This window comes from Rhizobium vallis (assembly GCF_003985155.1).
GTDB classification, from domain to species: domain Bacteria; phylum Pseudomonadota; class Alphaproteobacteria; order Rhizobiales; family Rhizobiaceae; genus Rhizobium; species Rhizobium vallis.
In genome coordinates this window covers 591,310-616,663 of the sequence record NZ_ML133687.1, presented here as the reverse complement: position 1 = coordinate 616,663, position 25,354 = coordinate 591,310, and the positions used below count along the sequence as shown (strand labels likewise).

Sequence of the window (25,354 nt, the reverse complement as noted above, 5' to 3'; positions counted from 1 at the left end):
GGCCGAGCACTCTGTGGCAACCACGCTAAAGGAACCCCCATGAGCCGTATTTTCATCACCGGTTCCACCGATGGCCTCGGCCTCGCCGCCGCCCGCACCCTGATGAAAGAGGGCCACGACGTCGTGCTGCACGCCCGCTCCCGAGAGCGCGCCTCAGCCGTCGCCGAGATTTCGTCCACGGCACTCGGCACCGTCATCGGCGATCTCGCCAGCGCCAAGGAAACGCGATCGATTGCCGAGCAGGTCAACGCCATCGGCCGCATGGACGCCGTCATCCACAATGCCGGCATCTACCTCGAGCGAAGCCGGGGCGAAACGCCTGATGGTCACGCAAAGACGCTGGCGGTGAATGTGCTTGCCCCCTATCTGCTCACCGCCTGGATCGCCCGCCCCGATCGCCTGGTCTATCTCAGCAGCGGCATGCATCGCAGCGGCAGCAGCGCGCTGGACGATATCGACTGGAAGAAGCGACCGTGGAACGCAAGCCAGGCCTACTCGGAAAGCAAGCTCTACATCGCCACCCTCGCCGCCGCCGTGGCCCGCCATTGGCCGGATATTCTTTGCAATGCGGTGGACCCCGGCTGGGTGCCAACCAAAATGGGCGGCGCCGGCGCCCCCGACGACCTTGAAATGGGGCATCTCACTCAGACATGGCTTGCGACCAGCGATGAAGGAGCCGCGAAGGTGAGCGGTGGATATTGGTATCATCGCCAGCAGCGGGAGGCGGCGGAGGAGATTGCTGATAGTGGATTTCAGGATGCGCTGGTGGGGAGGCTTGCCGAACTGACTGGCATTCGCCTGTTCGAAGACGGCCGGTAAGGCGCAAGCTTGTATTTGCTGGAATTTGGCTGGGGCGCCTGGATTCGAACCAGGGATGACGGTACCAAAAACCGTTGCCTTACCGCTTGGCGACGCCCCACCAGAGCTTGAGCGGAAACCGCTTGCTCAAATCGACGCCTGATTAGCAAAGCTCTCCGTCTGTCACAATGACTAAGTTTATCTCGGCGCAGATTTATGCGCTGCGCGGTGCCGGATGCCGTGCTAGGAATGGGCGACGTCATCGGCCTGAGATCATTCCTTCATGGACAGTCCCGCATTCGACCTCGCTTTCGAGCCGGCCTATGGGCAGGCCGTGCCGGTTGTTTCAGGAGTCGAGCGGGTTACAGCGAACAATCCGGGGCCTTTCACCTTTTTCGGCACCAATAGCTATATCGTCGGCTCTTCCTCCGTCGCGGTCATCGATCCCGGGCCGGAGGACGAGGCGCATTTTGCGGCGCTGATGGCCGCCCTTAGCGGGCGCGAGGTGACGCATATCTTCGTCAGCCACACGCATCGCGACCACTCGCCGCTTTCGCGGCGGCTGCGGGCGGCGACGCGGGCGGTGACGGTGGGCCAAGGGCCGCACCGGCCGGCGCGGCCGTTGCGCGATGGCGAGATCAATCCCTTTTCCGAAAGCTCTGATATGGAGTTCGTGCCCGATATTGCGATCGGCGACGGTGAGACCATTTCGGGCGACGGCTGGGCGCTGACCGGCGTGCTGACGCCGGGGCATACGGCCAATCATGCCGCCTTCGCGCTTGAGGGCCGCGACATCCTCTTCTCCGGCGATCATGTCATGGCCTGGTCGACTTCGATCGTCGCGCCGCCGGATGGTTCGATGGCGGATTATATGGAATCGCTCGATAAGCTGATCGCGCGCGACGACCGGCTGTTGCTGCCCGGCCATGGCGGGCCGGTGACGGAGCCTGCCGGATTCCTGCGAGCGCTGAAGGCGCATCGCCTCAGGCGCGAGCGGGCGGTGCTGGAGCGTGTGCGGGCGGGCGATGGGCGGATATCCGACATGGTGAAGGTGATCTATCGCGATACCGATCCGAAGCTGCACGGGGCGGCCGCTCTTTCCGTGCTCGCCCATATCGAGGACCTTTTGGAGCGCGGCGAGATTGCCGCCGACGGGCCGCCTTCGCTTGCCGCCACCTACCGGCGGGCGACACCAAAATGAGGACGGGGAGATGACGATGGGCGCCCGAGCCGATTACAGCTATCGCGGCGATGCCGATGTGCCCGCCTTTGCCGATGACAGGCCGTTGATCGTTTTCGACGGCGAATGTGTGTTCTGCTCCGGCTGGGTGAAATTCGCGCTGAAACATGACAAACGGCAGCGGTACCGCTTCCTCGCGGCGCAGACGCCGCTCGGCGAGGCGCTCTACCGGCATTACGGGCTGCATGCGCGCGACTATGAGACCAATATCCTGATCGAAAACGGCCGCGCCTTCTTCAAATCCGACGGCTCGATCCGCATGCTGGCGGGTCTCGGCTTTCCCTATTCGCTGGTCAAGCTCTTCCGGCTTCTGCCGCGGCAGGTGGCCGATGCGCTCTATGAATTCATCGCCCGCAACCGGCTGAAAATTGCCGGACGGCAAAGCTGCATGGTGCCGACGCCGGAGCAGCGGAGCCGCTTCGTCACATGAGCGGCGACAGGTTTTCGCTGCTCATCATCGGCGGCTACGGCACTTTTGGCGGGCGGCTTGCCCGGCTGCTTGGCGATCAACCCAGGCTCAGGATGCTGATCGCGGGGCGGTCACTTGAGAAGGCTGACGATTTCGTTGCGGATCTCAGAACGCCGAAAGATGGATCTGACGGTCTGGGAAGCAACGCTCTCGGGGCGATGCTGCAGGCGGTGGCCTTCGATCGCGATGGCGATCTTGAGGAACAGCTGACGCGGCTGAGGCCGAATCTCGTCGTCGATGCCTCAGGGCCGTTCCAGACCTTCGGAGAGGATGCCTACCAGGTGGTCGATGCGTGTATCGGCCTCGGCATCGATTATGCCGATATCGCCGACAGCACCGGTTTCGTCGCCGGCGTCAGTGGTCTCGATGCGGCGGCCAAGGCCAAGGGCACCTTCGCGCTCTCCGGGCTCAGCAGCCTGCCCGCCCTCTCCTTTGCCGCGCTTGATGCGATGGCGCCGCATTTCTCCCGGATCGACAGTGTCGCGGCGGGCATTGCCCCCTCGCCGCATGTACGGATCGGGCTCAATGTCGTGAGAGCAATCGCCACCTATGCCGGTAAGCCTGTGACGGTGCTGCGCGATGGGCGGCAGGCCTCCGGGGGCGGGCTGATCGATGCGATGCGGGTGACGATCACGCCGCCGGGTGTCGCGCCGCTGCGCAGCCGGAAGTTCCTGCTGGTGGATGCGCCTGACCTGGCGCTGCTACCGCAGCACCTTGCCGGCCTGCGATCCACCTTCACCGGCGTCGGCACGGAACCGCAGCCGCTGCAGCGACTGCTCAGCCTTGCGGCAAGGCTCGTCCGCTTCCGGCTTTTGCCGTCGCTGCTGCCATTCTCACGGCTACTGCAGCGCGCCAGCCATAACTTCGCGATCGGCGAACATCGCGGCGGCATGTTCGTCCGCGTGGGCGGCATCGATCGCGCGGGAAAGAGGCGGATAGCTGGCTGGCATCTGATTGCCGAAGGTGATGACGGGCCGCTCATCCCCATCATCGGCGTGGAAGCGCTGGTGCGCCGGCTGCTGACCGGTATGCGGCCGGAAAATGGTGCCCGGCCGGCGGCGGGGGAATTGCGGCTTGCGGATTTCGAAGCGGCCTTCCGGCGTTTTCAGATCACGACGGGGATCAGGATGGAATGCGAGGAGGCCCGGCTGCCGCTCTACCGTGAGATTCTCGGCAGCGCCTGGGAGCGGCTGCCGCCCGCCCTCGCCGCAATACATGCGGGTGGGCATGCGGGCGGCGCCCGCGTCGCCTCCGGCCGGGCGCGGATCGAGCGCGGCGGTGGGCTGCTGGCCAGGATCGTCGCTGGGGTGATCGGTTTTCCCGCAGCGGCAGAGGATGTGCCGGTCACGGTGCGTTTCGTGAGCGATGGAGACAAGGAGATCTGGACGCGGGATTTCGGCGGGAAAAGCTTCCACAGCTGGCAGGTCGAAGGCAAGGGCCGCGACCGGCATCTGCTCGCCGAGGTCTTCGGGCCGTTCCGGGTGCTGATTGCGTTGGTGCCGGATGGGCAGAGGCTACGGCTTGTGGTGCGGGGCTGGCGGTTTTGCGGGATTCCAATGCCGCTGTTTCTGGCGCCGGGTGGCGATACCTATGAGGAGGAGCGCGATGGGCGGTTCTGCTTCCACGTGGAGATCGGCGGGCGGCTGACGGGGTTGGTGGTGCGGTATACGGGGTGGTTGGTGGTGGAAGATTGAGTGGTGGCCGCGGTGATGCCTGTCGATTCGCGCGGATAGCTGCCCCTCGTCCTAACCTTACCGGGGTCGAGACCGCAGCCGGGGACCTGCTTCCCATAACAGCCCTCTGCTCTTTTGTTTCGGTATAAGGTCGTTGAGTTGCCGCACCCTATCCCGGCCCTTCGCTTTTGGCTCAGGGCGTTCGCAACTGCAATCGATTCGCCGGATCGATTGCTGGCGCTTTGCGCCGCCGTTGCTCACCCACCCGCAATCCCAAGCAGCTCGGCATCCAGCGCCTTCAGATAATCGCCGGCGATTGCGGCGCTGAAGCCGAGGTCGTGTTGGCCGTAGCGGGAGGCGACGCGGATGTCGACGAAAGTGGTTTCGGCCTCTTCGCGCAACCGGATGATGATATCGAAGCGCAGGCCGAGGATCAGCGTGCGGGTGGTGCCCTGCAGCGTCACGCCGTTGGCGCCGCGGATCAGCTTGGCGACATCGTCGTCATAGGGGCGCGGCGTCGGCACCGGGATGATATCGGGCGCGTCGGCCACCGCATCGTCGCTCGCCTGCGGCGGCTTGACCGGCTTGTCCTCGGGGTCGCGGCCGGGCTCGGTGTCGCCGCTGCTCCTGGTGATGGTAATGCCGCTCTGCTTGGCAACCTTGCGCACCGCTTCCAGCACGCGGTCGAGTGCGCCCTCATAACGCCGGCCTGTGAGTTCAGGATAGGCGGTGAGCTGCTTTTCGCGATCCTCCGGCGTCACATCAGGGTTGCGCTTCAGCCAGATCTGGTCGGATTTCGGCGGCGAAAGCCAGTCCGGGGCGGAGATCGGATCGGTGGAAACGTCGTAGATATCAGGCAGGGTCAGATATTGCTCGGCGGCAAAAGCGCCGATAGCAAGCGGAAACGCGGCATAAATCAGCGCCGCCAGCGCCGCCAGCCCGCCTTCGGCCCCCGTCATCCAGAGGCTGCGCAGCCCGACTGCGGCGAGCATGGCGGCCAGAAGCGCGCAGCCGGCAGCGACGATCAGAAGCAGCACCAGATAGGGTGTGGCCAGCCCGCCGAAGCGATGGGCGATCATCACCGCCAGCGCCAATACCAGGGAAAACGCCCCGAGCAGCCGCGAAAAGCGGGCGGCGCTGGAAACGGGACGGTCGAAGCGGATGGCCATCAAACTTACCGGTTGCTCATCAGCGCCCGCGTCCTCAACCACGCAAATCGCCATCACTCTGTTTAGTGCAAGATTCGGCTAAATTGAAACTCTTGTCTGAAGCAATGCGTTGGAATCCACGACGAAGAGGAGCGCCACTTCATGAGCCCTTGCTGATATGCCAAAAAAGGGCCATTCTGGCGCGGTTTCATCTGCTTATGGTGAGCACAGGAGAGACGGATGATTTCACCTGAGATAGCAGCAAGGCCGCAGGCGTCTGCGCTTGGCGGGATCGACCAGTCCGAGCCGATGCTGCCGCTGGAGCTGCTTGAGCTCGAACTTTCGCTCGAAGGCTATGCCGGCGGCGATGCCGGTTTCTGCGAGGCGGTGCGCCGCGCGGCGGAACGCTCCGGCGGCGAACTGCTGTTCGATCTGCCGGCCGCCGGCCTCGTCCAGGATTGCCGCCGCATCGCCGTGCTGCGCATTCCAGGTGACGGCCAGGAAATGCGCGTCGTGCTGGCGCTGCTCGATTATGCCGGCACGGAGATCCGCATGCAGGCGCCCGATGAAGAAACCGCGCCGCTGGTGCGCTTCGCCGATGCCTTTATCGAACTGCTGGAGCGGATCTGAGATCAGAACCTTATGTCAGCGGCGCTCCGCCGCAGCTTCCGCGACACTGCGGAAGGGAAACTTGCGCCCGCATTCGCACTTGATCATGAAATTTTCCTGGTGGTTCGAAGGCCGCTGCACGCCAAAACCGCGCGGCAGATGATCGACGTTGAAATCCGGGTGCTTGCGCTTGGGATCATCGATCTCAGAGGCCTCGGCAAAGCCCTCATTGCCGCATTGCGGACAGCTCAGTTTTTTCGAAAATCGATCGCGGATGGCCATGCTCGTTCCAGTTTTTGCAAGCTTTCCTCATACAGACGAATGCCCCTCATGCATAGGAAGGTTGGCCGGCGAAAGTGGAACCATATGCTGGTGATGCCGTTCCATTTTCAAAGGAGGCGATCATGCCGAACAGAGACCCATTGCCGACACCCAATGCCGATACACCGCGTGGCCCGACGCCGACACCCGGTATTCCGGACCCTATCCAGCAAAAGCCGCCGCTGACGCCGGTGCAGGACCCGGCCGATACGAAGAACCCGCAGGATCCGCCGCTCGATCCGGCGCTGCTGCCGATTGGGGATCCAGCCGGGGCGGCGTGAGTCTGGTCAGAGCATCATCCTCAACCTCCCTGCGAGAGGTCGGCGAGGAACCGAAGGTCGTGGCATGGTCCCTTCGCCCCGCGAGCGGGAAGAAGGTGGCGGCAGCCGGATGACGGACTGTTGACGGCAATCTCCCAAGTCGACGGCGGCTTGACGGCGTCAGCCGAATAGCCTTTCCTCAGCGAGCATGCTCAAGGAATAAACCAATGCGCTATCCCCTTCTCCTCACCGTCATTACTATCATCATCGCCGGGCTTTCCGCCTGTCAGACGATGACGCCAGAGGAGCGGCGGGCGGCGGATGAGCAGCGGTGTCTCAGCTATGGTTTCCGGCGCGGCACGGATGGTTTTGCCACCTGCCTGCAGCGCATCGATCTCGACCGGCGCGCCGAATCGCGGGCGCAGAGTGCCGAGCTGATGAACAGCATGGCCTGGGATCTGAACGGGCCGTATATCTACCGCGATCACTGGCGATATCATCACTGAATAACGCAGGCGTCTTAGCCCCGGTCGCAGACCTCACCCGGCGTCTAAAGGTCGCCTGAGATAACCGCCTGCGCCGCCGCCAGCCTGGCGATCGGCACGCGGAACGGCGAGCAGGAGACGTAATCGAGGCCGATCGTTTCGCAGAAGCGGATCGAGGCAGGGTCACCGCCATGTTCGCCGCAGATGCCGAGTTTCATGTCGTTGCGGGTGCGGCGGCCGCGTTCGGCGGCGATGCTGATCAATTCGCCGACGCCATCGAAATCGAGCGAGATGAAGGGATCGTGTTCGATGATGCCCTTGCGCTGATAGGTGGGGATGAAGGCCGACGCATCGTCGCGCGAAATGCCAAAGGTGGTCTGCGTCAGGTCGTTGGTGCCGAAGGAGAAGAACTCGGCGGCCTCGGCGATGACATGGGCGCGCAAGGCCGCGCGCGGCAACTCGATCATCGTGCCGACGAGATAATCGATCTTCATGCCTGTCTCTGTCGTCACCTCGCCGGCAACGGCATCGATGCGCGCCTTGACGTAGTCGAGTTCGGAACGCAGGCCGACGAGCGGCACCATGATCTCCGGCACGACGGCGGCCCCGGTCTCCTGCGCTGCGGCAACTGCTGCCTCAAAGATGGCGCGGGCCTGCATCTCGACGATCTCGGGATAGGAGATCGCCAGCCGGCAACCGCGATGGCCGAGCATCGGATTGAACTCGTGCAGCGCATCCACGCGCTGGCGAAGGGCTGATGGTTCCATGCCCATGGCGAAGGCGACTTCGGCGACCTCGTCGTCGGTCTTCGGCAGGAATTCGTGCAGCGGCGGATCGAGCAGGCGGATCGTCACCGGCAGGCCGTGCATGACGGTGAAGAGGCCGGTGAAATCGGAACGCTGCATCGGCAGCAGCTTGTCGAGCGCCAGCCGCCTGCCCTTCTCATCCTCGGCCAGGATCATCTCACGCATGACATGAATGCGCTCGCCTTCGAAGAACATGTGTTCGGTGCGGCAAAGGCCGATGCCTTCGGCACCGAAGGAGCGGGCGGCGCGCGCATCGGCCGGCGTATCGGCATTGGTGCGCACCGTCATGCGCCGGGCGCGGTCGGCCCAACCCATGATACGGCCGAAATCGCCCGACAGCTCCGGCTGGATCATAGGCACCTCGCCCTTCAGCACCTGGCCGGCCGAACCGTCGATGGTGATGATATCGCCCTTCTTCAGCGTCACGCCGACGCCGAGCAGCCGCTCGTTGCGTTGATCGATGCGCATGGTGCCGGCGCCGACGACGCAGGGGATGCCCATGCCGCGGGCAACGACCGCGGCATGGCTGGTCATGCCGCCGCGGGTGGTCAGGATGCCTTCAGCGGCATGCATGCCGTGAATATCCTCGGGGCTGGTCTCGACCCTGAGCAGGATGACCTTGCGGCCTTCGGCCTCCGCCTCGACGGCCTCCTCGGCAGTGAAGACGATGGCGCCAGTGGCGGCGCCGGGCGAAGCCGGCAGTCCGGTGCCGATCACCTGGCGGGTGACGCGCGGATCGATTGTGGGATGCAGCAGCTGATCGAGGCTTGATGGTTCGATGCGCAGCACCGCCTCCTCCTCGGTGATCACTTTCTCATCGACCATATCGACGGCGATCTTCATCGCTGCCCGGGTCGAACGCTTGCCCGAGCGGGTCTGCAGCATCCACAGCTTGCCGCGCTCGATGGTGAATTCGATATCCTGCATGTCGCGGTAATGGATTTCGAGCTCGGTGCAGATGCGGAGAAGTTCGCGGAAGGCCTCCGGCATCAGCTTTTCCATCGAAGGCTTCTCGGAACCGGAGGAAATCCGCCCCTCCTCCGTAATGCTTTGCGGCGTGCGGATGCCGGCCACGACATCCTCGCCCTGGGCATTGACGAGGAATTCGCCGTAGAGCGCCCTCTCGCCGGTCGAGGGATTGCGGGTGAAGGCGACGCCAGTGGCGGAGCTATTGCCGAGATTGCCGAAGACCATCGCCTGGATGTTGACCGCCGTGCCCCAGCCTTCCGGAATATTGTGGAGCTGGCGGTAAGTGACGGCGCGCGCGCTCATCCAGCTGGAAAAGACAGCGCCGACTGCGCCCCAGAGCTGGACTTCGGGGTCCTGCGGAAATTCCTGCCCCAGCTCTTCCTCGATCAGCTTCTTGTAGAGGAAGACGATATGCTGCCATTCCGAGGCGCTGAGTTCGGTATCGAATTCGTGGCCGAGCTTGGCCTTCTCGTCTTCCAGTATCTCCTCGAAGGCGTCGTTGCCGAGACCCATGACGACATCGGCATACATCTGGATGAAGCGGCGGTAGCTGTCCCAGGCAAAACGCGCATCACCCGCATCATGGCCCAGCGCCTGCACGGTCTCGTCGTTGAGGCCGAGATTGAGCACCGTATCCATCATCCCGGGCATGGAAACGCGGGCGCCGGAGCGCACCGAGAGCAGCAGCGGCTGGCTGACGGAACCGAAGTGGCGGCCGGTGATCGCCTCTATATCAGTGATACCTGCGCGCACCTGCGCCTTCAGTCCGTCCTCAATATGGCCGCCGTTCTTGTAATAGGTGTTGCAGGCATCGCTGACGATCGTCAGCCCCGGCGGAACGGGAAGTCCCAGGCTGCACATTTCCGCGAGATTGGCGCCCTTGCCGCCGAGAATCTCCTGGTCACGCGCCCGGCCCTCAGCCTGCCCGTCGCCGAACGTATAGACCCACTTGGTCATCTTCCCCCCAACACCAAATCGGGGATCAGCTTAATCCCTTGGTGTTGAAATGAAAATCGACAAATGCGGCAAAATGTTGCGCCGCACAATAAATCTCGGCATGGCCGCCGGTCGAAACGATTGAAACATTGGGAGAGATGAGTAAGCATAAAAAAAGCTTTGCGGGACTGCAACAATGTCCCGCAAAGCCTTGTTTCCGTCCGGCCAGGAAAACCGGACGGGGGGTCCCTCAACACCTCAGCATTCCAGCGCTTGCCCTCTACCGGAACACCGCATCGCGAATTCTATATGCGCAACTTGGTCAGCCGCTTTTCAGCAAAAAAATCAGGTTGCGTTGAAACAACTTCTAATGCAAGTCATCGCAAAGAGCATCACCCAAATGGGGTACAGGGCGCGAGAGAGCCGACCTTTTTTGGTGTTTATTGCCGGTCTTTTGGCTTTCCGCAATTTCAGGACGCAAAACCGTCCAGTAGCTTTGCTGGAATTGCGCCATCCTTTGATCGCACGCAATTCCCGTAAAGCCGCGGCAGGATTGCACTCCAGCGCTTGCGCAATCCTTGGGCGCAGACTGCTGCGCACTTTTTCGGGAATGCCTTAAGCAATCTCGCGCAGGCGCTCAGCTGTTTGCAGGTCGACGGAGACGAGTTGGGAGACGCCCTGCTCGGCCATGGTGACGCCGAAGAGGCGGTTCATGCGGGCCATGGTGATCGGATTGTGGGTGATGATGACGAAACGGGTTTCGGTGGAGGCCGCCATTTCGTCCATCAGATTGCAATAGCGCTCGACATTGTGGTCATCGAGCGGCGCGTCCACTTCGTCGAGCACGCAGATCGGCGCCGGATTGGTGAGGAAGACGGCGAAGATCAGCGCCATCGCCGTCAGCGCCTGTTCTCCGCCTGACAGCAGCGTCATGGTCTGCGGCTTCTTGCCGGGCGGGCGGGCGAGGATTTCGAGGCCGGCTTCGAGCGGATCGTCGGATTCGATCAGTTGCAGCTCGGCGGTGCCGCCGCCAAAAAGATGGGTGAACAGCCGCTGGAACTGAGCGTTGACGATGTCGAAGGCGGCGATCAGCCGTTCGCGGCCCTCGCGGTTCAGGCTCTGGATGGCGCCGCGCAGCTTGCGGATCGCGTCGATGACGTCGTCGCGCTCCTTGATCAGCGCTTCGAGCTTCTCGCTCAGCTCCTTCTGCTCCTCATCGGCGCGCAGGTTGACGGCGCCGAGCCGCTCACGCTCGATCCTCAGTCGCTCCAGCTCACGCTCGACTTCGCGCGGATCGGGTAGAGCCTGCATGGACGGGCGCCCGGTCAGCTGCAGCGCCTCGTGCGGGGCGACGTTCAGGACCTCGCGGATGCGGCTTTCGCTTTCCTGCCGCTTCTCGCGGGCGGAGACCAGGCGCTCCTCGGCGCGGCCACGGCGTTCACGGCATTCGGCAAGTTCGGACAGTGCCGTCGTCGCCTTGTGGTCGGCTTCGCGCTGGATGCGTTCGGCTTCGGCCAGAAGATCGCTGGCCTGTCGGCGCGCCTCTTCCGCCTTCTGCAATTCGCTGAGCAGGGCGCGGCGCTTGTCGTCGAACTCATCCGGTGCCAGTTCGAGCTCGGCTGCCTCTTCACGCGCCTCTTCCTCACGTTCGCGCAACGTCGCGACATGGTCTTCCGCACTTGCCGCGCGCTGGCGCCAGGTGTCGCGCTCCTGGCCGATCGCCACGATGCGGCGCTGTCGGGCTTCGTTTTCCCGGGCGAGGCTTTCATGGCGGGCGCGGCTTTCGGCGAGCGCGCCGCGATCGGTCGCCACATCCGCCTGCTGGAACCGAAGGCGCTCGTCGATCGCGGTGAGATCCGGCGCGTCTTCCAGCTCGATGCGAGCGTTTTCTTCCTGGATGGCGATCTCCTCCAGCTGCGCGCGCAGCTGGCTGGCGGCCTCGCTGACGACATCGCGGCGGCGGATGAGGTCGCCGGAGGCACGCTCGGCGGCCGCAAGCGCATCGCGGGCCTCAGTGAGATGGCGCGCCGACAGGCGGCTCATGTCACGCGCCTCGGCCAGCCGGCGCTCCTCGGCACGGATCGCTTCGGCGGCAGCCGCCTGCCGCTCCTCGGCTTCGGCAAGCACGTCGCGGGCAAGGGCGGCTTCGCCTTCGAGCTCGGTCAAGCGGTTCTTCTGGGCAAGGCGGAGTGCCGCAGCACTGGGGGCGTCCGCGCCAGTGACATGGCCATCCCAACGATAAACGGCGCCCGCTTTCGTCACCAGCCGCTGGCCTGGCTTCAGTGCCGCCATCAGAGACTGCGCCTCCCCTTCCGCAACCAGACCGATCTGGCGCAGGCGGCGGGTCAGTGCGGCGGGCGCGCGGACATTTTGGAGTAGCGGTGCAACACCTGATGGCAATGCCGGATCGGTGGCGCCATCGCCATTGTCCGACCAATGGGCCGGCGCCTCGGCATCGAGCGGCGATTCCAGATCGTCGCCGAGCGCAGCACCCAGCGCCGTTTCAAAGCCGCGATCGACCTTCAGCTCATCGGCAACAGGCGGAAATTTGCCGGCCGCAGCGCCAGCGGCAAGCATGCGGGAAATGGTCCGGGCCTCGGTTTCCAGCGCATTCAGCGCCGAACGGGCCTGATCGACCGGCGCACGCGACAGCGCCTCGGTCTGGCGGGCTGATGTCAGCGCCTGCTCGACCGCCTGGACGGCGGCTTCGGCATCGGCAAGGGCGATCTCGCCAGCCTCAACAATGGCGCGTTTTTCGTCTGGATCAGGCAGGCCTGATATCTTCTCGCCGATGGCTGAGAGTTCGTGGTTTGCCTCGTCCATCTGGCGTTCGAGCCGCATCCGGCGGTCAGTGAGATCGCGTATGGCGCGTTCCAGCTGGTTGCGGCCGGCAGCAGCCTCCGCACGCTCGGCCGTCAGCACGGTGAAAATCCGCTCGCTGTCGGCAAGTTTGGCCGCCGCCCCCTCGAAGGCCTCGCGGGTTTCCTCGGCATAACGGCCGGAATTGGCGAGGATTTCTGCAATCTCCGCCTCTTCGGCATCGAGCTTAGCAAGAATGACGGCGTTGTCGGCCACCAGCCGCTCCTCGCGGCGGATATCCTCGGCAAGCTGGGCGAGGCGGCGGGTGAGTTCGTCGCGGCGGCGCAGGATGCGGCCGGCATCCTCCTCCAGCTGGCTCCTGGCGATCTGCAGGCGCTGCAGGGCGGCCGCCGCGCGGGCCTCGCCATCGCGCAGTTCCGGCAGCTTTAGGCTGGCGATGCCCTGGTTCTTCGCCGCCTCCATCTGCAGCTGCGCTTTTTCGGCGACGACTGATGTCGCCTGGTTCAGCGCACTGTCGGCCTCGGCTTCGGCCTCCTTAGCCTGCACCCAGCGGATATGCAGCAGCATCGCCTCGCGGGCGCGGATATCGGCAGACAGCGTCTTGAAGCGGTTGGCCTGGCGGGCCTGGCGCTTGAGGCTCTCGATCTGGCTTTCGAGCTGCGAGGTAACGTCGTCGAGACGCTCGAGATTGCCCTCGGCGGCTCGCAGCCGCAGTTCTGCCTCGTGGCGGCGGGAATGCAGGCCTGAAATGCCGGCCGCCTCTTCGAGCAGCTGGCGGCGGGCCTGCGGCTTTGCCTGGATCAGCTCGCCGATGCGGCCTTGGCCGACCATCGAGGGCGAACGCGCGCCGGTGGAGGCGTCGGCAAACAGCAGTTGCACGTCCTTGGCGCGGCTTTCCTTGCCGTTGATGCGATAAAGTGAGCCCTGTTCGCGCTCGATGCGGCGGGTGACCTGGATCTCGTCGCTGTCGTTGAAGGCGGCAGGCGCGGTGCGCTCGCCATTGTCGAGATAGAGCGCGACTTCGGCGGTATTGCGCGCCGGGCGGTTTCCCGAACCGGAAAAGATCACGTCGTCCATGCCGGAGGCGCGCATGTTCTTGTAGGAATTCTCGCCCATCACCCAGCGCAGGGCCTCGACGAGGTTCGACTTGCCGCATCCATTCGGCCCGACGACGCCGGTCAGCCCCCGCTCAATGATGAATTCCGTCGGCTCGACGAAGGATTTGAAGCCGACCAGGCGCAGCTTGTTGAACTTCATGCAGCCGCTCCGGGGCGTAGTTCAGAGCGGGAAACACGTCCGCAGCGCAGGGTGAGCCGGGCACCCCCACGCAGCCACAAAAAAACGGGCGCACGGCTCTCACCGTCGCCCGTCATTTCAAAACGGTCCGGTTCAGAGCAGGCTGTCGATGAGCGCCGACATGGTTTCAACCGGCATGTCTCCAGAATAGCGCTTGCCATTGATAAGGAAAGTCGGCGTGGCGTTGACGCCGAAATCCTTGGAACCTCTTTCCCGCGTGGCGTTCACTTCATCCAGAAGCTTCTGGTTCGTCAAGCATTTCGTGAAGCTATCCTCAGTAAATCCGGCAAGCTTCGACATCTGTAGCAGCGCGGCGCGGCCATCATCGGCGGCGGCCCAGACCTGCTGCTGTTTGAAGAGCATCGAGACCATCGGGAAATACTGTTCCGGCGTGCTCAGCTGCTCCGGATTGGAGGCGCTGCAGCGGGCAAGCATGAAGGCTGCGGCGGCGCGCGGGTCGAAGGGGAATTCGCGGATGATGAACTGCACCTTGCCGCTGTCGACGTATTTCTGCTTGATGGCGTCGAAGGTGGTGTTGTGGAAATGGGCGCAATGCGGGCAGGTCATCGACATATATTCGACGATCTTGACCGGGGCGTCGGCCTTGCCGAGCGCCATTTCCGGCAGCGCGCCAGGTGTCAGCACCTTCGCCATGTCGACATCGCCGTCCGACTGCGGCATTTCGGTCGCCGATGTGGCAGCCGTCTGGATGGTGTCGACATTGGTGCCGTCAGCCATGGTCTTGCCGGAGGACGAAGCATCGGCAGCGTCCTTGCTGTCGTTGCAGGCGACAAGCGCTGCGGCAGCTGCGGCGATGGCGATACCACCGAGAAGGCGGCGTTTCGTCAGTTGCATTTCGGACATCTGCATGGGTTCCCCATAACTACTGAGATTGACGGCATGACTGTGCGATATAACGGCTTGAGGTCGCTCACAAGGCACGGTTCGCCAACTTTCTTCAAAGAATTGTGACCGTGATGGGACCGAAAGCAGACGTTGCGTCCGAAATCAATGATTCTCAGTTTCCACGGAAGGCCGAAGGCGTATTCCGGCCAGCATAAAACAGCCTCAGTATCTGCACCTGTTCCTTCATGACCCGATAAGCAATGGTCACGCGCCGCTCGAAAACCAGAATGCGAACACCTGGGGCAAAATCCTCTCGCGGAGCCCCCTTTCCGGCATGTCTTCCAAGCCATGACAAAACTGTCTCAGCCGGCGGATGAGCTCTATTGCCGCCATTGAATTGTCTGCAGCGATGAATTCGTAAATAGCGAACAGATCCTTCTCCGCCCTAGGGCGAAATACCACCTTAGGCATCACCGCCCTGGGTCTTCATTCGATCGGTGTGCAGACGTTCGAGTCGCTCGAAGACCACATCGGCGTCGATATCCGGACCCGGATCTTCAATCGCCTCGCGGATTTTCCGACGCATGATTTCGTCGATCGCATCCTCTTCCCGGTCGAGCGCGCGCAACGCGGCGCGGATAACCTCGCTCGCCGAATTATAGGCGCCAGATTCCAGTCGCGCTTCCAAGCTTTTCTGCTGGCTGCCGAGCGTCACCGTAATGGGTTTGCTGCTGCGCATTCCTGTTAACTCCTATCCGGTGATTACAGTGTAATACACTTGCGATGGAGTTCAAGACAGGCTTCATGTCCAAGTAGCTGACGTTGGGCTGCTCGACCAGCCGCCGACCGGGCGGCTTGTTTCTCGGATCTCAAACGAAAGTCCGGCGCGCATTCGTCGCGCCGGACGTCGACGTCTATCGGATCACTTGCATTCAGGGTCGTCGCCGAACCCCTTGCAGAAGAACTCGGCGGCATTTTCCTTGGTGATCATTTTCGATGCGATCTCGATTTCCATCGAGCCGTCGTCCTTCTTCGTCAAGGTTCCAAGCTTTTCAAGCGCTGCCGTGTCGTTGGTGGCAAGCGCGTGCGCGGCGATGACGCCTTCAGGCGCGACGGTGGAATAGGTGAAGGTCGCGGTCAGGTCGCCCTTGGCAACGGCGCGGATGGCGGCATTCTCGCCGTCGATGCCGATGATGAGGATGCCTTCCTTGTCACGGCCGGCAGCCTGAATCGCCCGCAGCGCACCAAACGCCATATTGTCGTTATGGGCGTAAACGGCCTGGATTTGCCCGGCCGGGAAACGCTGGAGCGTGTCTTCCATGAACTTCAGCGCCTTTTCCTGATCCCAGTCGGCGTGGGTTTCGGCGATCACCTTGATATCGGTGCCGGCGATGGCTTCGGCAAAACCTTCGTGGCGCTCGACCGCGGGCGCGACAGCCGGGTCGCCCTTGATCTCCACGACATTGCCCTTGCCTTTCAGCGCTTCAGCAATGTACTTGCCGGCCAGCGTGCCGATGGGCTTGTTGTGCGGGCCGACATGCAGCGTAACGGGAATATCGAGACTGCGCTCGAGCGTGATGACCGGAATGCCGGCGGCCAGCACCTGCTTGACGGTCGGTGCGATCGCGGCGCCATCCTGAGCCGAGATCATCAGAACTTTCATGCCTTGTACCATCAGGCTTTCGACATCCGAAATCTGCTTTGCTGACTTGCCTTCCGCGTTGGTGACGATCAGATCGACATCCTTGAAGTGCTCCGCGGCATAGGCCTGGTTGCGTTTGGTCATCGTGTTGCGATGGGCCGAGTTCGAACTCGCCTGCGAGAAGCCGATGACGATCTTGTCCGCGCTGAAGGCGGGAGCCGCCGTCAGGACGGTGGCGAGCCCGGCGGAGATAATGAGCATGCGTCTGGTCATGTTGAGCATTTTAAGTCCTCCCTCTGTTGAACACGCTATTTGCGTGGTTTTCTTCCGGCTTCGAGCAGCACGGCAAGAACGATGATCCCACCCTTCACCACCTGTTGAGAGAATGGTGAAACGCCTGCGAGATTGAGAATGTTTGCGATGATGGCCAGGACCATGGCACCCCCCATCGTGCCGAGAACCGTGCCTTCGCCGCCGAACAGCGACGTGCCGCCGATGACCGCGATCGTGATCGCTTCCAGTTCGAGCCCGAGGCCGGAATTCGGGTCGCCGACGGAAAGGCGCGACAGGAAAATCAGGCCGGAAAGTGCTGCCAGCACGCCACAAATGATGTAGACGCTGAAGATGACGAGCGGCACATTGATACCGGATAGCCTCGCCGCCTCCTCATTGCTGCCGACCGCATAGATGGCGCGGCCGAACGGCGTAAAGCTGAGCACGACGGCCGCGATGATGCAGACGATCGCGAAGACGTAGATCGGTGTCGGCACACCCAGCATGTAACCGCCGCCGAGCAAGAAGAAGCTTTCGGCGAGCTTGCCGGGATTGACGGTCCCACCATCGGCGATCATCAGCGCGAAGCCGCGCACCATCACCATGCAGCCGAGCGTCATGATGAAGGCCGGAATACGAAAATAGGAAACGCCGAAGCCGTTGACGCAGCCGACGAGGGCGCCAATGGAGAGACAGATCAACACCATCAGGGGGATGGGCACGCCCTGTTCCATCAGGACCGCGCCGGTGACGCCGACCAGCGCGACGATCGAGCCCACCGAAAGATCGATCCCTTTGGTCAGGATCACGAATGTCATGCCGATGCCGAGGATCCCATAGAGCGCGACCTGCCTCAGGACGTTCAGGACATTGATGGGATTGAGAAAATGAGGAGAGATCAGCGAGGCGGCGATGATCAGTACGATCAGTGCACCGGCAAGACCCGTTCCTCGCGGAAGATTTTTCATGGTAGTCCCCTCATTAATGTAGTGCCGCGAAGTGCATGACTTGTTCTTCGGTTGCAGTGCGCGCGTCGAGTTCAGCCGTAACTTCGCCCTCTCTCAAAACGTAGAGCCGGTCGCACAGGCCGAGGATTTCCGGCAATTCGGAAGAGGCGATGACGATCGCCAGTCCGCGGGCTTCCGCCAGTTCGACCAGCAGGTCGTAAATCTCGCGCTTGGCCCCCACATCGACACCGCGTGTGGGCTCGTCGGCCAGCAGGATCTCGCACCCGGCGCTGACGAGCCTCGCCAGCACACATTTCTGCTGATTGCCGCCCGAAAGGTTCTGCGTCGCCGCTGCGGCGTTCGGCGTCCTGATCCGCAGGCGCTCGATCAGACCGCTCACTATCTTGCGTTCGCGGCGAAGAGACAGAAGCCCGAAACGGACGATCTGCGCGAGGCTGGCCGACATGATGTTGAAGCCGACGCTCTGAATCAGGAAGAGGCCCTCTGTCTTGCGGTCTTCCGGCACGAGACCGAGCCCCTTGGAGATACCGGCGCGCGGCGAACCGATGCTCGCCATCGCGCCGTTGATGCTGACCTCGCCGGCACCACGCGGGTCAGCGCCGTAAATGGCGCGCAGAAGCTCCGTGCGGCCGGCGCCCGCCAGCCCGAAAAGACCGACGATCTCGCCTTTTCGAACATGAATGCTGACGTTTTTGAGCAGCGCTGGCGTCGAGATGCCCTTGGCGGACAGGGCTTCCTCGCCGATCCGGGGTGCGCGCTTGGGAAAGACGTCGCCCACTTCCCTTCCCACCATGCTGCGAATCAGGTCGTTCGTCGTCAGGCCATTGGAGGGTCCGTTGTGGATGACCGTGCCGTCGCGCAGAATGGTGACCGTGTCGCTCAGTTCGAAAACTTCACGCAGGCGATGCGAGATATAGACGAAGGCAACGCCGCTATCACGAGCCAGCTGCCGGACGACCCGGAACAGCTGGTCGATCTCCGCCTGCGCCAACACGGCCGACGGCTCGTCGAGAACGATGATTTTCGCATCGCGCGCCAGCGCCTTGGCAATCTCCACCATCTGGCGCTTGGCAACCGAGAGCGTTCCGATCCGAGCGGTTGGATCGACATCGAAACCGAGCCGGTCGACAACCTCGATGGTCCGACGCTTTGCTTCGCCCCAGTCGATCAGGGCACCCTTGCGTGGCAATCGCCCCATCAGAACGTTTTCAGCGACCGTCAGGTGCGGCGCCTGCGCAAGTTCCTGATAGATGACCGCGACGCCGCGCGCGATCATCCCGGCCGGCGTCGGATCGAGAACCTGTTCGCCAAAAAGCTCGATGCGCCCCTCGTCGGCCGAATAGGCGCCTGAAAGGATCTTCATCAGCGTCGATTTTCCGGCTCCGTTCTCCCCCACCAACGCCCTGATTTCTCCGGGCTGCAGAGAAAACGACACGCCCTTCAGCGCGCGCACGCCCGGAAAGGATTTGGTGATCCCAGCGAGAGCCAGTGCCGACGTCATTTCAATGTCCTCCGCAGCCGCAGGAGCGGCGAATTACCAATTTTGCCGGCAGGCGGACCTGCCGCACATTCTCCGTGCTCGATTTGATCCGCCTGGACAGCATTTCCGCAGCCTGCATGCCGATCATCTCGCTTGGCTGCGCCATGACGGTCAGCCGCGGCTCGAAACAGTCGGCCCAGTCAAAGTCGTCAAAGCCGATCAGCGCCAGATCCTCGGAGATGCGCAATCCAAGGTCGCGCACCGCGCGCATGACGCCGATTGTGGCCAGGTTGTTGCCCGAGGCGATCGCCGTCGGCCGGTCCGCCCTGCTTAGGATCTCAAGCGCCGATTGGCGGGCATCCGCGCTGTTCGCATTGCCTTCGCTCATCAAACTGCGATCGATCTCGAGCCCGTGCTTGCGCATGGCGCCGACATATCCGCGCACGCGTTCGATCGTGGAACGCAGCCCCGGCTCACCGGCGATGAGGCCGATGCGGCGATGACCGTGGCTCGCAAGGTGGTCGATCAGCGTTTCCATCGCTGCCTCGTTGTCCAGGCAGACCCCGTCCGCATCCTCGACCGTCAGACGATCGACGAGCACGAAGGGCATGCGAGACGATTTGAGATAGTTGATAGCGCGGTTTTCCGGATCACTTGATGGAGCTAGAATCACCCCATCCACCCGCCGCTGGACCAGTTCGCGGACCAGCTTCAGCTCGGTCGCCGGATCGTTCTGCGTGTCGCAGAGAAAGACGAGCTGCCCGATGGCGGCGCAAGCTCGTTCGATAGAGGAGACGATATCGTTGAAATAGTAGTTGGTGCTGATCGAAATCGCGATACCCACGGCATCGGTCGAGGATCGCACCAGTGACCGGGCCACAGCGTTCGGCACGAATCCAAGATTTTTGATCGCCTCTTTGACGAGCGCCGCCGTCGCCTCGTTCACATGCCGCGTGCCGTTGACGACGTGCGAAACGGTAGAGACCGACACGCCCGCGGCGCGTGCGACGTCCGTGATTGTCGCCATGATTGCAGACCTCCCCATCACGCCTGACACACAGCCTCAGACTGTCGCCCCGGCGTCCTCCCCAAACAAAATCGGAATATTCAACCGATCCCAAACAAGCCGCTGCCCGTGGGTCGCTTGCCGTCCATTTCATCCTCCAATGAAACAGTGATAATCAGCGTATGGCCATCGAAACGTTTGCGCAAGCGTTTTCTTCATCGATTTATGGTGATATACGAGTCCAAAGGGAGGAACGAACATGGCATTGAAAAATATTCCCGGGATTCTTTGCCCGGATCTTTTGTGGATATTGAGCGCGATGGGGCATGGCGACGAGATCGCCATCGTCGACAAGAATTTCTCGGCCTGCCGCGTGTCGAAAAAGACCGTCAGCGGCAAACTCGTATCGATGAACGCGGCCAGCGCCACAGAGACCATAGAAGCGATCCTGGCAGTCATGCCGCTCGATCACTTCGTCGAGCAGCCGCTCATGCACATGGAGGATCCGGATCAGGCCGGGATATTGCTGCCGGTGCATGCGGACGTGGAATTGCTTTGCTCGACGGCCGAAAAGCGCAGCATCAGGAGCAAGCCCGTCGAGCGTTTCGCCTACTATCCGATTGCAGAAGCCTGTTTTGCGGTGGTTCAGACGGGGGAAATACGGCCCTATGGCAACTTCATCTTGAAGAAGGGCGTCGTTTAGCGACGGCCCTGGAATTACCCTTCAGCCGCGATTTTTTCAGATATGTGGAACACTGCACACCTTGAATTGCTATACGCTTTTTCCTGTGATCCATTTGGCTTCACGCAGTAAGGATGGAGTTTTCCATTTTTTTGCGCCTATTCAGAGGGGTAATTTGCATGCATTCTTTGACGAAGACTTTTCACTATAGTGTGTTTATTGCCTCTGTCGTTTTGGCCATGAATGTCACGACCGCGCTCGCCTCAGAAGACAGCGGGAATATTATTTTCAATCAGATGCTTAAATGTTTAAAGCTACCTGCGGACGCGCCGAGCGCGTATAGCTTCATGGTTGTGGCAGTAATCAAGGATGGATCTGCCGATTTTTTATCTATCAACTTCCGCACACCGCCATCCGAATGGGAAAAAACTGCAGCCCCGCTGATCGCTGACGCGATCACCCAGTGTGAACCTTATAGCTCGATCTCCGGCAGGACGGAATTCGCTGTCACCCGCGAGCTTGTTGAAGCGGGATCAAAAAACTAAGCATATGGAGATGGTGGGGCCGTGGCACCCCAGCGTGTTGCCGCTCAAGTTGGGCGTTTTGCTCATCAGCGTTGCTTCCCCCGCTTGCCCATCACCGCGGTCCCTAAACGCTGGATCGCCTGGCGCAGCTTGTCGCCCTCTATCCCTTCCATCATGCCTTCGAGCTTGCGGGCGGCTTCGCCTTTTAGCGGCGCCGGGGTACGGGAGCGGCGGGAAGCTTGATAGACCGGCTTCTGGACGATGCGGATCTGGTGGACGGCGGCAAAGCCGAAGAAGCTGTTGATGCGCTGGATGAGTTCGCCCTGGGCATGGGTGAGGAACAGCGCGCGCGCGCCTTCGCAGGCGATCGTCAGCACACCGGGACGGAAGCCGCCGGCCTCATTGCCGCCGCGGGCCCAGGCGATCTTTTCCGGCCGGGTACAATCGGCGAAATCCTCGCCGGCGATTTCGCTCCACGAGCCGAGCAAAGCCGTATTGATGCCGGCGCGGCGCGCAAGAACGGGATCGATCAGCCCGTTCGCCAGCTCGGAAATCTGCTTTGCACCTTTGCGTGGATAACTCATCGAAAACCTTGGGTGCCCCTGCCAATCGCACAGGGAATTGGCGGGGCCGACTTGATCGCGCGGCATTGCTTCGCCAAGTATAGGCACTTCCCCGCATCGCGGCAAATCATGACGATCACGACACTCGACAAACCCTCGGCAAAGCCCCTCCTCGACTGGTACGACCGCCACCACCGCGACCTGCCGTGGCGGGTCTCGCCCGACATGGCGGCCCGCGGCGTCAAGGCCGATCCCTATCACGTCTGGCTTTCTGAAGTGATGTTGCAGCAGACGACGGTCCAGGCGGTCAAACCCTATTTCGCGCGTTTTCTTGAGCGCTGGCCTCACGTCACCGATCTTGCGGATGCTGACAACGACGCGGTCATGGCCGCCTGGGCGGGGCTCGGCTATTATGCGCGAGCCCGCAACCTGAAGAAATGCGCCGAGGCGGTGGCGAGAGAGCATGGCGGCGTCTTTCCCAACACCGAAGAAGGTCTCAAATCCCTGCCCGGCATCGGCGATTATACTGCAGCGGCCGTCGCCGCCATCGCCTTCAACCGGCAGGCGGCTGTCATGGACGGCAATGTCGAGCGGGTAATTTCCAGGCTTTATGCGATCGCAACGCCGCTTCCGGCCGCAAAGCCGCTGATGAAGGAAAAGGTGGCACTGCTGACGCCCGCCGCCCGGCCCGGGGATTTCGCCCAGGCGATGATGGATCTGGGTGCCACGATCTGCACGCCGAAACGGCCGGCCTGTTCGCTCTGTCCGTTCCGGGATGATGCCTGTCAGGCGCTCAAGCTCTCTGAGCCCGAGCTGTTTCCCGTCAAGGCGGCAAAGAAGGAGAAGCCGGTGCGATATGGCGCGGCCTTCATCGCCGTGACCGGCGATGGCGAAATCCTGTTGCGGCGGCGCATCGACAGCGGCCTGCTCGGCGGCATGACCGAGGTGCCGACGAGCGCCTGGACGGCGCGCATTGACGGCGAGGTCTCGACTGCGGCCGCGCCCTTCGATGCGGCATGGCAGGCCTGCGGCACCGTCATCCACGTCTTCACTCATTTCGAGCTCCGGCTTTCGATCTGGCGTGCGGCGATCGCCGCCAAGATCAGCACGAATGACGGATGGTGGGAGCCGGTTACAAATCTTGAAGCGCAGGCCTTGCCGACCGTCATGAAAAAAGCGATCGCAACAGCTATCCCTCTCGCGTTCAAAACATCCAAAGGATGACCATGACCACCGGCATAAAGCATATTGTTTTCGATATCGGCAAAGTCCTCGTTCACTACGATCCGCATCTTCCCTTCAGCCGCCTCATTCCCGACGAGACGGAGCGCAACTGGTTTTTCGCCAATATCTGCACCCACGACTGGAACATCGAGCAGGATCGCGGCCGCACCTGGGCGGAGGCCGAAACGCTATTGATCGAAGCGCACCCAGCCCGTGAGGAGCATATCCGCGCCTTCCGCAAATATTGGCACGAGATGGTGCCGCACGCCTATGAGGACAGCGTCGCGATCATGGAAGGATTGATCGCCGAAGGGCGCGACGTGACGATGCTCACCAACTTCGCCTCCGATACTTTCCGCGAGGCACAGCAGCGTTTTCCCTTCCTCACCAAGCCGCGCGGCGTTACCGTTTCCGGCGATGTCGGTCTGATCAAACCGGATATCGCCATCTACGAGACGCATACGAAAAGCTTCGGCCTCGATCCCGCAGCAACGATCTTCATCGACGACGCGCCGGCCAATGTCGAAGGCGCCAGGGCTTTCGGCTGGAATGCGGTGCTCTTTACCGGTGCGGAGAAGCTGCGCAGCGATCTCGCCAGTTACGGATTGAAGGTCTGAGACCCATGGCTTTCGACCCGGCAGAGGAAATCGAACGCTTTCACGCGGCGATCAACGCCCTCGATTTTCCTACGATCGAGGGCTATTTCGCCGAGGACGCGACCTATGTCTCGAATGGCGTCGGCAGCCTTGCCGGCCGCACGGAGATCATGGCCGCCTTCCGTCGCTACTTCGACGATTATCCCGATCAGACGGCGGAAAATTCGCTGGTGGAAAGGCTGACGGCCCTCTCCGGCCGTGCGGTCTGGTCGCTTCGCGCCACCCACAGCCAGACCGGCAAGCCGCTGGTCCGCACGGGCGAGGAGACGATCACCTTCAACGCGGAAGGGCAGATCACGCGGGTCGACGTCACCGACTATCAGGCCTTCTGAGACGCCACCGGTTATCACGACTTATAAATAGAAGACGCCCGGAGCTTGAACTCCGGGCGCCTTGGCCTTCTTCCGTAACTGGAGGGAAACCGGAAGAAGGTATTTCGATCCGCCAGAGGTGCTGCTCACTCCACCTTTGCCAGATCACTGCGGATGACGGACCTGAGATCGTCGATCGGGCGCAGGGACTGCCCGTCTTCGAAGTGCCAGAAGGTCCATCCGTTGCATGCATCGAGACCTTGCACCTTGGCGCCGAGACGATGAATGGAGCCGGCCTCGCCGCCGGAGGCCACGGTGCCGTCGGCGCGCACGATCGCGCTGTAGCGGCGCTTGGCGTCGGTCAGAACCTGACCCGGCTTGATGAGGCCGCTTTCGACAAGCACGTTGAAGGCGACACGGACTTCGGCCTTCTTGCCGGTCATGACGGTCAGTTCCGCCTTGCCGAGCGGCTCGACGGCGGCGATGCGGGCCGAGGCCGCATCGATGTAATCCTGCTCGCGCTCGATGCCGACGAAGTGACGGCCGAGACGCTTGGCGACCGCACCCGTCGTTCCCGAGCCGAAGAAGGGATCGAGCACGATATCGCCAGGCTTCGTCGACGCCATGATGACGCGGGCCAGCAGCGCTTCCGGCTTCTGCGTCGGATGCACCTTCTTGCCGTCGTCGCCCTTCAGCCGCTCGCCGCCGTTGCAGATCGGGAACAGCCAGTCTGAGCGCATCTGCACGTCGTCATTGGCGGCCTTCATCGCATCGTAGTTGAACGTATAGCCCTTGGCCTTGGCGTTGGGGCTTGCCCAGATCATCGTCTCGTGGGCGTTCTGGAAGCGGCGGCCCTTGAAGTTCGGCATCGGATTGGTCTTGCGCCAGATGATGTCGTTGAGGATCCAGAAATTCAGATCCTGCAGCGTGGCGCCGACGCGGAAGATATTGTGGTAGGAGCCGATCACCCAGATCGAACCGGTCGGCTTCAACACACGCCGGCAGGCGAGCAACCATGCGCGGGTGAAGGCGTCATAGGCCTCGAAGGAGGCGAACTGGTCCCATTCGTCGTCGACGGCATCGACCAGCGACTGGTCGGGACGATGCAGCGTTCCGCCGAGCTGGAGATTATACGGCGGATCGGCAAAGATGACATCGACGGAGTGGCTGGGCAAAGCTTCAAGGGCGCTGACGCAATCGCCCTTGATGATCGTGTCAACCCAAGACCCTGGCTTGGAATCCTGCCGGGAATCCGACTTGACGGAAGCCTTGAGGTCGGCAAGCGGAAAAACTGATGCCATTCTGATACTCACTCATACGCTCTACGCTTAACTCTCCGTTATGGTTAC

At 62.3% G+C, this 25,354-nt stretch carries 26 protein-coding genes and 1 tRNA gene; 13 read left to right on the top strand and 14 right to left on the bottom strand.

Annotated features, from left to right (window positions below; all coding sequences use genetic code 11):
* The first annotated feature begins 39 nt into the window (after positions 1–39).
* Positions 40–819 carry an SDR family NAD(P)-dependent oxidoreductase gene (locus EFQ99_RS08125; RefSeq protein ID WP_126920517.1) on the top strand — a complete coding sequence of 260 codons (780 nt, stop codon included), beginning with the start codon at positions 40–42 and terminating at the stop codon, positions 817–819.
* 26 nt (positions 820–845) lie between these two features.
* Here the strand turns inward: EFQ99_RS08125 and EFQ99_RS08120 are convergent.
* A tRNA-Gln gene (locus EFQ99_RS08120) sits at positions 846–919 on the bottom strand.
* 162 nt (positions 920–1,081) lie between these two features.
* Here EFQ99_RS08120 and EFQ99_RS08115 point away from each other — a divergent pair.
* The 3 genes from EFQ99_RS08115 to EFQ99_RS08105 are packed head-to-tail and all read left to right on the top strand — an operon-like array spanning position 1,082 to position 4,201.
* A complete protein-coding gene (locus tag EFQ99_RS08115; RefSeq protein ID WP_126920516.1) occupies positions 1,082–1,999 on the top strand; it encodes an MBL fold metallo-hydrolase in 918 nt (305 codons plus the stop codon).
* Positions 2,000–2,009: 10 nt separating this feature from the next.
* Entirely contained in the window at positions 2,010–2,468 is a 459-nt protein-coding gene (locus tag EFQ99_RS08110; RefSeq protein ID WP_126920515.1) for a thiol-disulfide oxidoreductase DCC family protein, read from the top strand.
* The gene (locus EFQ99_RS08105) at positions 2,465–4,201 is read left to right on the top strand and encodes a saccharopine dehydrogenase family protein (protein WP_126920514.1); all 1,737 of its coding nucleotides are present in this window, start codon (positions 2,465–2,467) and stop codon (positions 4,199–4,201) included. The genes EFQ99_RS08110 and EFQ99_RS08105 overlap by 4 nt, the downstream gene beginning before the upstream one ends.
* A 236-nt stretch (positions 4,202–4,437) precedes the next feature.
* On the opposite strand, the gene EFQ99_RS08100 is transcribed toward EFQ99_RS08105, so the two are convergent.
* Positions 4,438–5,349, bottom strand: a complete 912-nt coding sequence (locus EFQ99_RS08100; RefSeq protein WP_126920513.1) for a DUF1499 domain-containing protein — start codon at positions 5,347–5,349, stop codon at positions 4,438–4,440.
* Between the two features lie 219 nt (positions 5,350–5,568).
* On the opposite strand from EFQ99_RS08100, the gene EFQ99_RS08095 reads away from it, so the two are divergent.
* On the top strand, positions 5,569–5,958 hold the full coding sequence (locus EFQ99_RS08095; protein ID WP_126920512.1) for a hypothetical protein: 390 nt from the start codon (positions 5,569–5,571) through the stop codon (positions 5,956–5,958).
* Positions 5,959–5,973: 15 nt separating this feature from the next.
* On the opposite strand, the gene EFQ99_RS08090 is transcribed toward EFQ99_RS08095, so the two are convergent.
* Positions 5,974–6,219 carry a hypothetical protein gene (locus EFQ99_RS08090; protein WP_126920511.1) on the bottom strand — a complete coding sequence of 82 codons (246 nt, stop codon included), beginning with the start codon at positions 6,217–6,219 and terminating at the stop codon, positions 5,974–5,976.
* 122 nt (positions 6,220–6,341) lie between these two features.
* Between EFQ99_RS08090 and EFQ99_RS08085 the strand changes: the two genes are divergently transcribed.
* Positions 6,342–6,539 (top strand): hypothetical protein, encoded by a 198-nt coding sequence (locus EFQ99_RS08085; RefSeq protein WP_126920510.1) that lies wholly within the window; start codon positions 6,342–6,344, stop codon positions 6,537–6,539.
* Between the two features lie 206 nt (positions 6,540–6,745).
* Positions 6,746–7,024 carry a hypothetical protein gene (locus EFQ99_RS08080; RefSeq protein ID WP_126920509.1) on the top strand — a complete coding sequence of 93 codons (279 nt, stop codon included), beginning with the start codon at positions 6,746–6,748 and terminating at the stop codon, positions 7,022–7,024.
* Positions 7,025–7,068: 44 nt separating this feature from the next.
* Here EFQ99_RS08080 and ppdK read toward each other — a convergent pair whose 3' ends face one another.
* The gene (gene ppdK / locus EFQ99_RS08075) at positions 7,069–9,735 is read right to left on the bottom strand and encodes a pyruvate, phosphate dikinase (RefSeq protein ID WP_126920508.1); all 2,667 of its coding nucleotides are present in this window, start codon (positions 9,733–9,735) and stop codon (positions 7,069–7,071) included.
* A gap of 288 nt (positions 9,736–10,023) precedes the next feature.
* Here ppdK and EFQ99_RS08070 point away from each other — a divergent pair, with 288 nt between their 5' ends.
* Complete coding sequence (locus EFQ99_RS08070) at positions 10,024–10,254, top strand: hypothetical protein (protein WP_126920507.1); 231 nt, start codon at positions 10,024–10,026, stop codon at positions 10,252–10,254.
* A 75-nt stretch (positions 10,255–10,329) separates the two neighbouring features.
* Here the strand turns inward: EFQ99_RS08070 and EFQ99_RS08065 are convergent, their stop codons facing one another.
* The 8 genes from EFQ99_RS08065 to EFQ99_RS08030 form a co-directional block, all read right to left on the bottom strand.
* Positions 10,330–13,791 (bottom strand): chromosome segregation SMC family protein, encoded by a 3,462-nt coding sequence (locus tag EFQ99_RS08065; protein WP_126920506.1) that lies wholly within the window; start codon positions 13,789–13,791, stop codon positions 10,330–10,332.
* A gap of 132 nt (positions 13,792–13,923) precedes the next feature.
* Positions 13,924–14,694 (bottom strand): DsbA family protein, encoded by a 771-nt coding sequence (locus tag EFQ99_RS08060; RefSeq protein WP_425376265.1) that lies wholly within the window; start codon positions 14,692–14,694, stop codon positions 13,924–13,926.
* 246 nt (positions 14,695–14,940) lie between these two features.
* The gene (locus EFQ99_RS08055; RefSeq protein WP_245441460.1) at positions 14,941–15,147 is read right to left on the bottom strand and encodes a type II toxin-antitoxin system RelE/ParE family toxin; all 207 of its coding nucleotides are present in this window, start codon (positions 15,145–15,147) and stop codon (positions 14,941–14,943) included.
* On the bottom strand, positions 15,140–15,415 hold the full coding sequence (locus EFQ99_RS08050) for a type II toxin-antitoxin system ParD family antitoxin (RefSeq protein ID WP_126920504.1): 276 nt from the start codon (positions 15,413–15,415) through the stop codon (positions 15,140–15,142). Before EFQ99_RS08050 ends, EFQ99_RS08055 begins: the two co-directional genes overlap by 8 nt.
* 183 nt (positions 15,416–15,598) lie before the next feature.
* On the bottom strand, positions 15,599–16,600 hold the full coding sequence (locus EFQ99_RS08045; RefSeq protein ID WP_126920503.1) for a substrate-binding domain-containing protein: 1,002 nt from the start codon (positions 16,598–16,600) through the stop codon (positions 15,599–15,601).
* Between the two features lie 26 nt (positions 16,601–16,626).
* The gene (locus EFQ99_RS08040) at positions 16,627–17,559 is read right to left on the bottom strand and encodes an ABC transporter permease (protein WP_125844021.1); all 933 of its coding nucleotides are present in this window, start codon (positions 17,557–17,559) and stop codon (positions 16,627–16,629) included.
* A 13-nt stretch (positions 17,560–17,572) separates the two neighbouring features.
* The gene (locus EFQ99_RS08035; RefSeq protein WP_126920502.1) at positions 17,573–19,060 is read right to left on the bottom strand and encodes a sugar ABC transporter ATP-binding protein; all 1,488 of its coding nucleotides are present in this window, start codon (positions 19,058–19,060) and stop codon (positions 17,573–17,575) included.
* Between the two features lies 1 nt (position 19,061).
* Positions 19,062–20,066, bottom strand: coding sequence for a LacI family DNA-binding transcriptional regulator (locus EFQ99_RS08030; protein ID WP_126920500.1), 1,005 nt, complete (start codon positions 20,064–20,066; stop codon positions 19,062–19,064).
* A 238-nt stretch (positions 20,067–20,304) separates the two neighbouring features.
* On the opposite strand from EFQ99_RS08030, the gene EFQ99_RS08025 reads away from it, so the two are divergent.
* Both EFQ99_RS08025 and EFQ99_RS08020 read left to right on the top strand, forming a co-directional pair.
* A complete protein-coding gene (locus EFQ99_RS08025) occupies positions 20,305–20,748 on the top strand; it encodes an RbsD/FucU family protein (RefSeq protein ID WP_126920498.1) in 444 nt (147 codons plus the stop codon).
* Between the two features lie 158 nt (positions 20,749–20,906).
* Positions 20,907–21,272 carry a hypothetical protein gene (locus tag EFQ99_RS08020; protein WP_126920496.1) on the top strand — a complete coding sequence of 122 codons (366 nt, stop codon included), beginning with the start codon at positions 20,907–20,909 and terminating at the stop codon, positions 21,270–21,272.
* Between the two features lie 65 nt (positions 21,273–21,337).
* On the opposite strand, the gene EFQ99_RS08015 is transcribed toward EFQ99_RS08020, so the two are convergent.
* A complete protein-coding gene (locus tag EFQ99_RS08015) occupies positions 21,338–21,835 on the bottom strand; it encodes a DUF721 domain-containing protein (protein WP_126920495.1) in 498 nt (165 codons plus the stop codon).
* Between the two features lie 108 nt (positions 21,836–21,943).
* On the opposite strand from EFQ99_RS08015, the gene mutY reads away from it, so the two are divergent.
* Genes mutY through EFQ99_RS08000 form a run of 3 tightly spaced genes read left to right on the top strand, consistent with a single transcriptional unit; the run spans position 21,944 to position 24,026 of the window.
* Positions 21,944–23,038 (top strand): A/G-specific adenine glycosylase, encoded by a 1,095-nt coding sequence (mutY, locus tag EFQ99_RS08010; protein WP_126920493.1) that lies wholly within the window; start codon positions 21,944–21,946, stop codon positions 23,036–23,038.
* A gap of 2 nt (positions 23,039–23,040) precedes the next feature.
* Positions 23,041–23,655 carry an HAD family hydrolase gene (locus EFQ99_RS08005; protein WP_126920491.1) on the top strand — a complete coding sequence of 205 codons (615 nt, stop codon included), beginning with the start codon at positions 23,041–23,043 and terminating at the stop codon, positions 23,653–23,655.
* 5 nt (positions 23,656–23,660) lie between these two features.
* A complete protein-coding gene (locus EFQ99_RS08000; protein ID WP_126920489.1) occupies positions 23,661–24,026 on the top strand; it encodes a nuclear transport factor 2 family protein in 366 nt (121 codons plus the stop codon).
* A gap of 125 nt (positions 24,027–24,151) precedes the next feature.
* Here the strand turns inward: EFQ99_RS08000 and EFQ99_RS07995 are convergent, their stop codons facing one another.
* Positions 24,152–25,306, bottom strand: a complete 1,155-nt coding sequence (locus EFQ99_RS07995; protein ID WP_126920487.1) for a site-specific DNA-methyltransferase — start codon at positions 25,304–25,306, stop codon at positions 24,152–24,154.
* Between the last annotated feature and the right edge of the window lie 48 nt (positions 25,307–25,354).

What these genes read in the sequence shown, in the direction of transcription:
- EFQ99_RS07995 (WP_126920487.1), bottom strand. Translation starts at nt 25,306, where the DNA reads ATGGCATCAGTTTTTCCGCTTGCCGACCTCAAGGCTTCCGTCAAGTCG.
- ppdK (WP_126920508.1), bottom strand. Translation starts at nt 9,735, where the DNA reads ATGACCAAGTGGGTCTATACGTTCGGCGACGGGCAGGCTGAGGGCCGG.
- EFQ99_RS08020 (WP_126920496.1), top strand. Translation starts at nt 20,907, where the DNA reads ATGCATTCTTTGACGAAGACTTTTCACTATAGTGTGTTTATTGCCTCT.
- EFQ99_RS08115 (WP_126920516.1), top strand. Translation starts at nt 1,082, where the DNA reads ATGGACAGTCCCGCATTCGACCTCGCTTTCGAGCCGGCCTATGGGCAG.
- EFQ99_RS08030 (WP_126920500.1), bottom strand. Translation starts at nt 20,066, where the DNA reads ATGGCGACAATCACGGACGTCGCACGCGCCGCGGGCGTGTCGGTCTCT.
- EFQ99_RS08090 (WP_126920511.1), bottom strand. Translation starts at nt 6,219, where the DNA reads ATGGCCATCCGCGATCGATTTTCGAAAAAACTGAGCTGTCCGCAATGC.
- EFQ99_RS08000 (WP_126920489.1), top strand. Translation starts at nt 23,661, where the DNA reads ATGGCTTTCGACCCGGCAGAGGAAATCGAACGCTTTCACGCGGCGATC.
- EFQ99_RS08100 (WP_126920513.1), bottom strand. Translation starts at nt 5,349, where the DNA reads ATGGCCATCCGCTTCGACCGTCCCGTTTCCAGCGCCGCCCGCTTTTCG.
- EFQ99_RS08060 (WP_425376265.1), bottom strand. Translation starts at nt 14,694, where the DNA reads ATGTCCGAAATGCAACTGACGAAACGCCGCCTTCTCGGTGGTATCGCC.
- EFQ99_RS08070 (WP_126920507.1), top strand. Translation starts at nt 10,024, where the DNA reads ATGCGCAACTTGGTCAGCCGCTTTTCAGCAAAAAAATCAGGTTGCGTT.
- EFQ99_RS08050 (WP_126920504.1), bottom strand. Translation starts at nt 15,415, where the DNA reads ATGCGCAGCAGCAAACCCATTACGGTGACGCTCGGCAGCCAGCAGAAA.
- EFQ99_RS08085 (WP_126920510.1), top strand. Translation starts at nt 6,342, where the DNA reads ATGCCGAACAGAGACCCATTGCCGACACCCAATGCCGATACACCGCGT.
- mutY (WP_126920493.1), top strand. Translation starts at nt 21,944, where the DNA reads ATGACGATCACGACACTCGACAAACCCTCGGCAAAGCCCCTCCTCGAC.
- EFQ99_RS08040 (WP_125844021.1), bottom strand. Translation starts at nt 17,559, where the DNA reads ATGAAAAATCTTCCGCGAGGAACGGGTCTTGCCGGTGCACTGATCGTA.
- EFQ99_RS08045 (WP_126920503.1), bottom strand. Translation starts at nt 16,600, where the DNA reads ATGCTCAACATGACCAGACGCATGCTCATTATCTCCGCCGGGCTCGCC.
- EFQ99_RS08025 (WP_126920498.1), top strand. Translation starts at nt 20,305, where the DNA reads ATGGCATTGAAAAATATTCCCGGGATTCTTTGCCCGGATCTTTTGTGG.
- EFQ99_RS08080 (WP_126920509.1), top strand. Translation starts at nt 6,746, where the DNA reads ATGCGCTATCCCCTTCTCCTCACCGTCATTACTATCATCATCGCCGGG.
- EFQ99_RS08065 (WP_126920506.1), bottom strand. Translation starts at nt 13,791, where the DNA reads ATGAAGTTCAACAAGCTGCGCCTGGTCGGCTTCAAATCCTTCGTCGAG.
- EFQ99_RS08005 (WP_126920491.1), top strand. Translation starts at nt 23,041, where the DNA reads ATGACCACCGGCATAAAGCATATTGTTTTCGATATCGGCAAAGTCCTC.
- EFQ99_RS08095 (WP_126920512.1), top strand. Translation starts at nt 5,569, where the DNA reads ATGATTTCACCTGAGATAGCAGCAAGGCCGCAGGCGTCTGCGCTTGGC.
- EFQ99_RS08125 (WP_126920517.1), top strand. Translation starts at nt 40, where the DNA reads ATGAGCCGTATTTTCATCACCGGTTCCACCGATGGCCTCGGCCTCGCC.
- EFQ99_RS08055 (WP_245441460.1), bottom strand. Translation starts at nt 15,147, where the DNA reads ATGCCTAAGGTGGTATTTCGCCCTAGGGCGGAGAAGGATCTGTTCGCT.
- EFQ99_RS08015 (WP_126920495.1), bottom strand. Translation starts at nt 21,835, where the DNA reads ATGAGTTATCCACGCAAAGGTGCAAAGCAGATTTCCGAGCTGGCGAAC.
- EFQ99_RS08035 (WP_126920502.1), bottom strand. Translation starts at nt 19,060, where the DNA reads ATGACGTCGGCACTGGCTCTCGCTGGGATCACCAAATCCTTTCCGGGC.
- EFQ99_RS08110 (WP_126920515.1), top strand. Translation starts at nt 2,010, where the DNA reads ATGACGATGGGCGCCCGAGCCGATTACAGCTATCGCGGCGATGCCGAT.
- EFQ99_RS08105 (WP_126920514.1), top strand. Translation starts at nt 2,465, where the DNA reads ATGAGCGGCGACAGGTTTTCGCTGCTCATCATCGGCGGCTACGGCACT.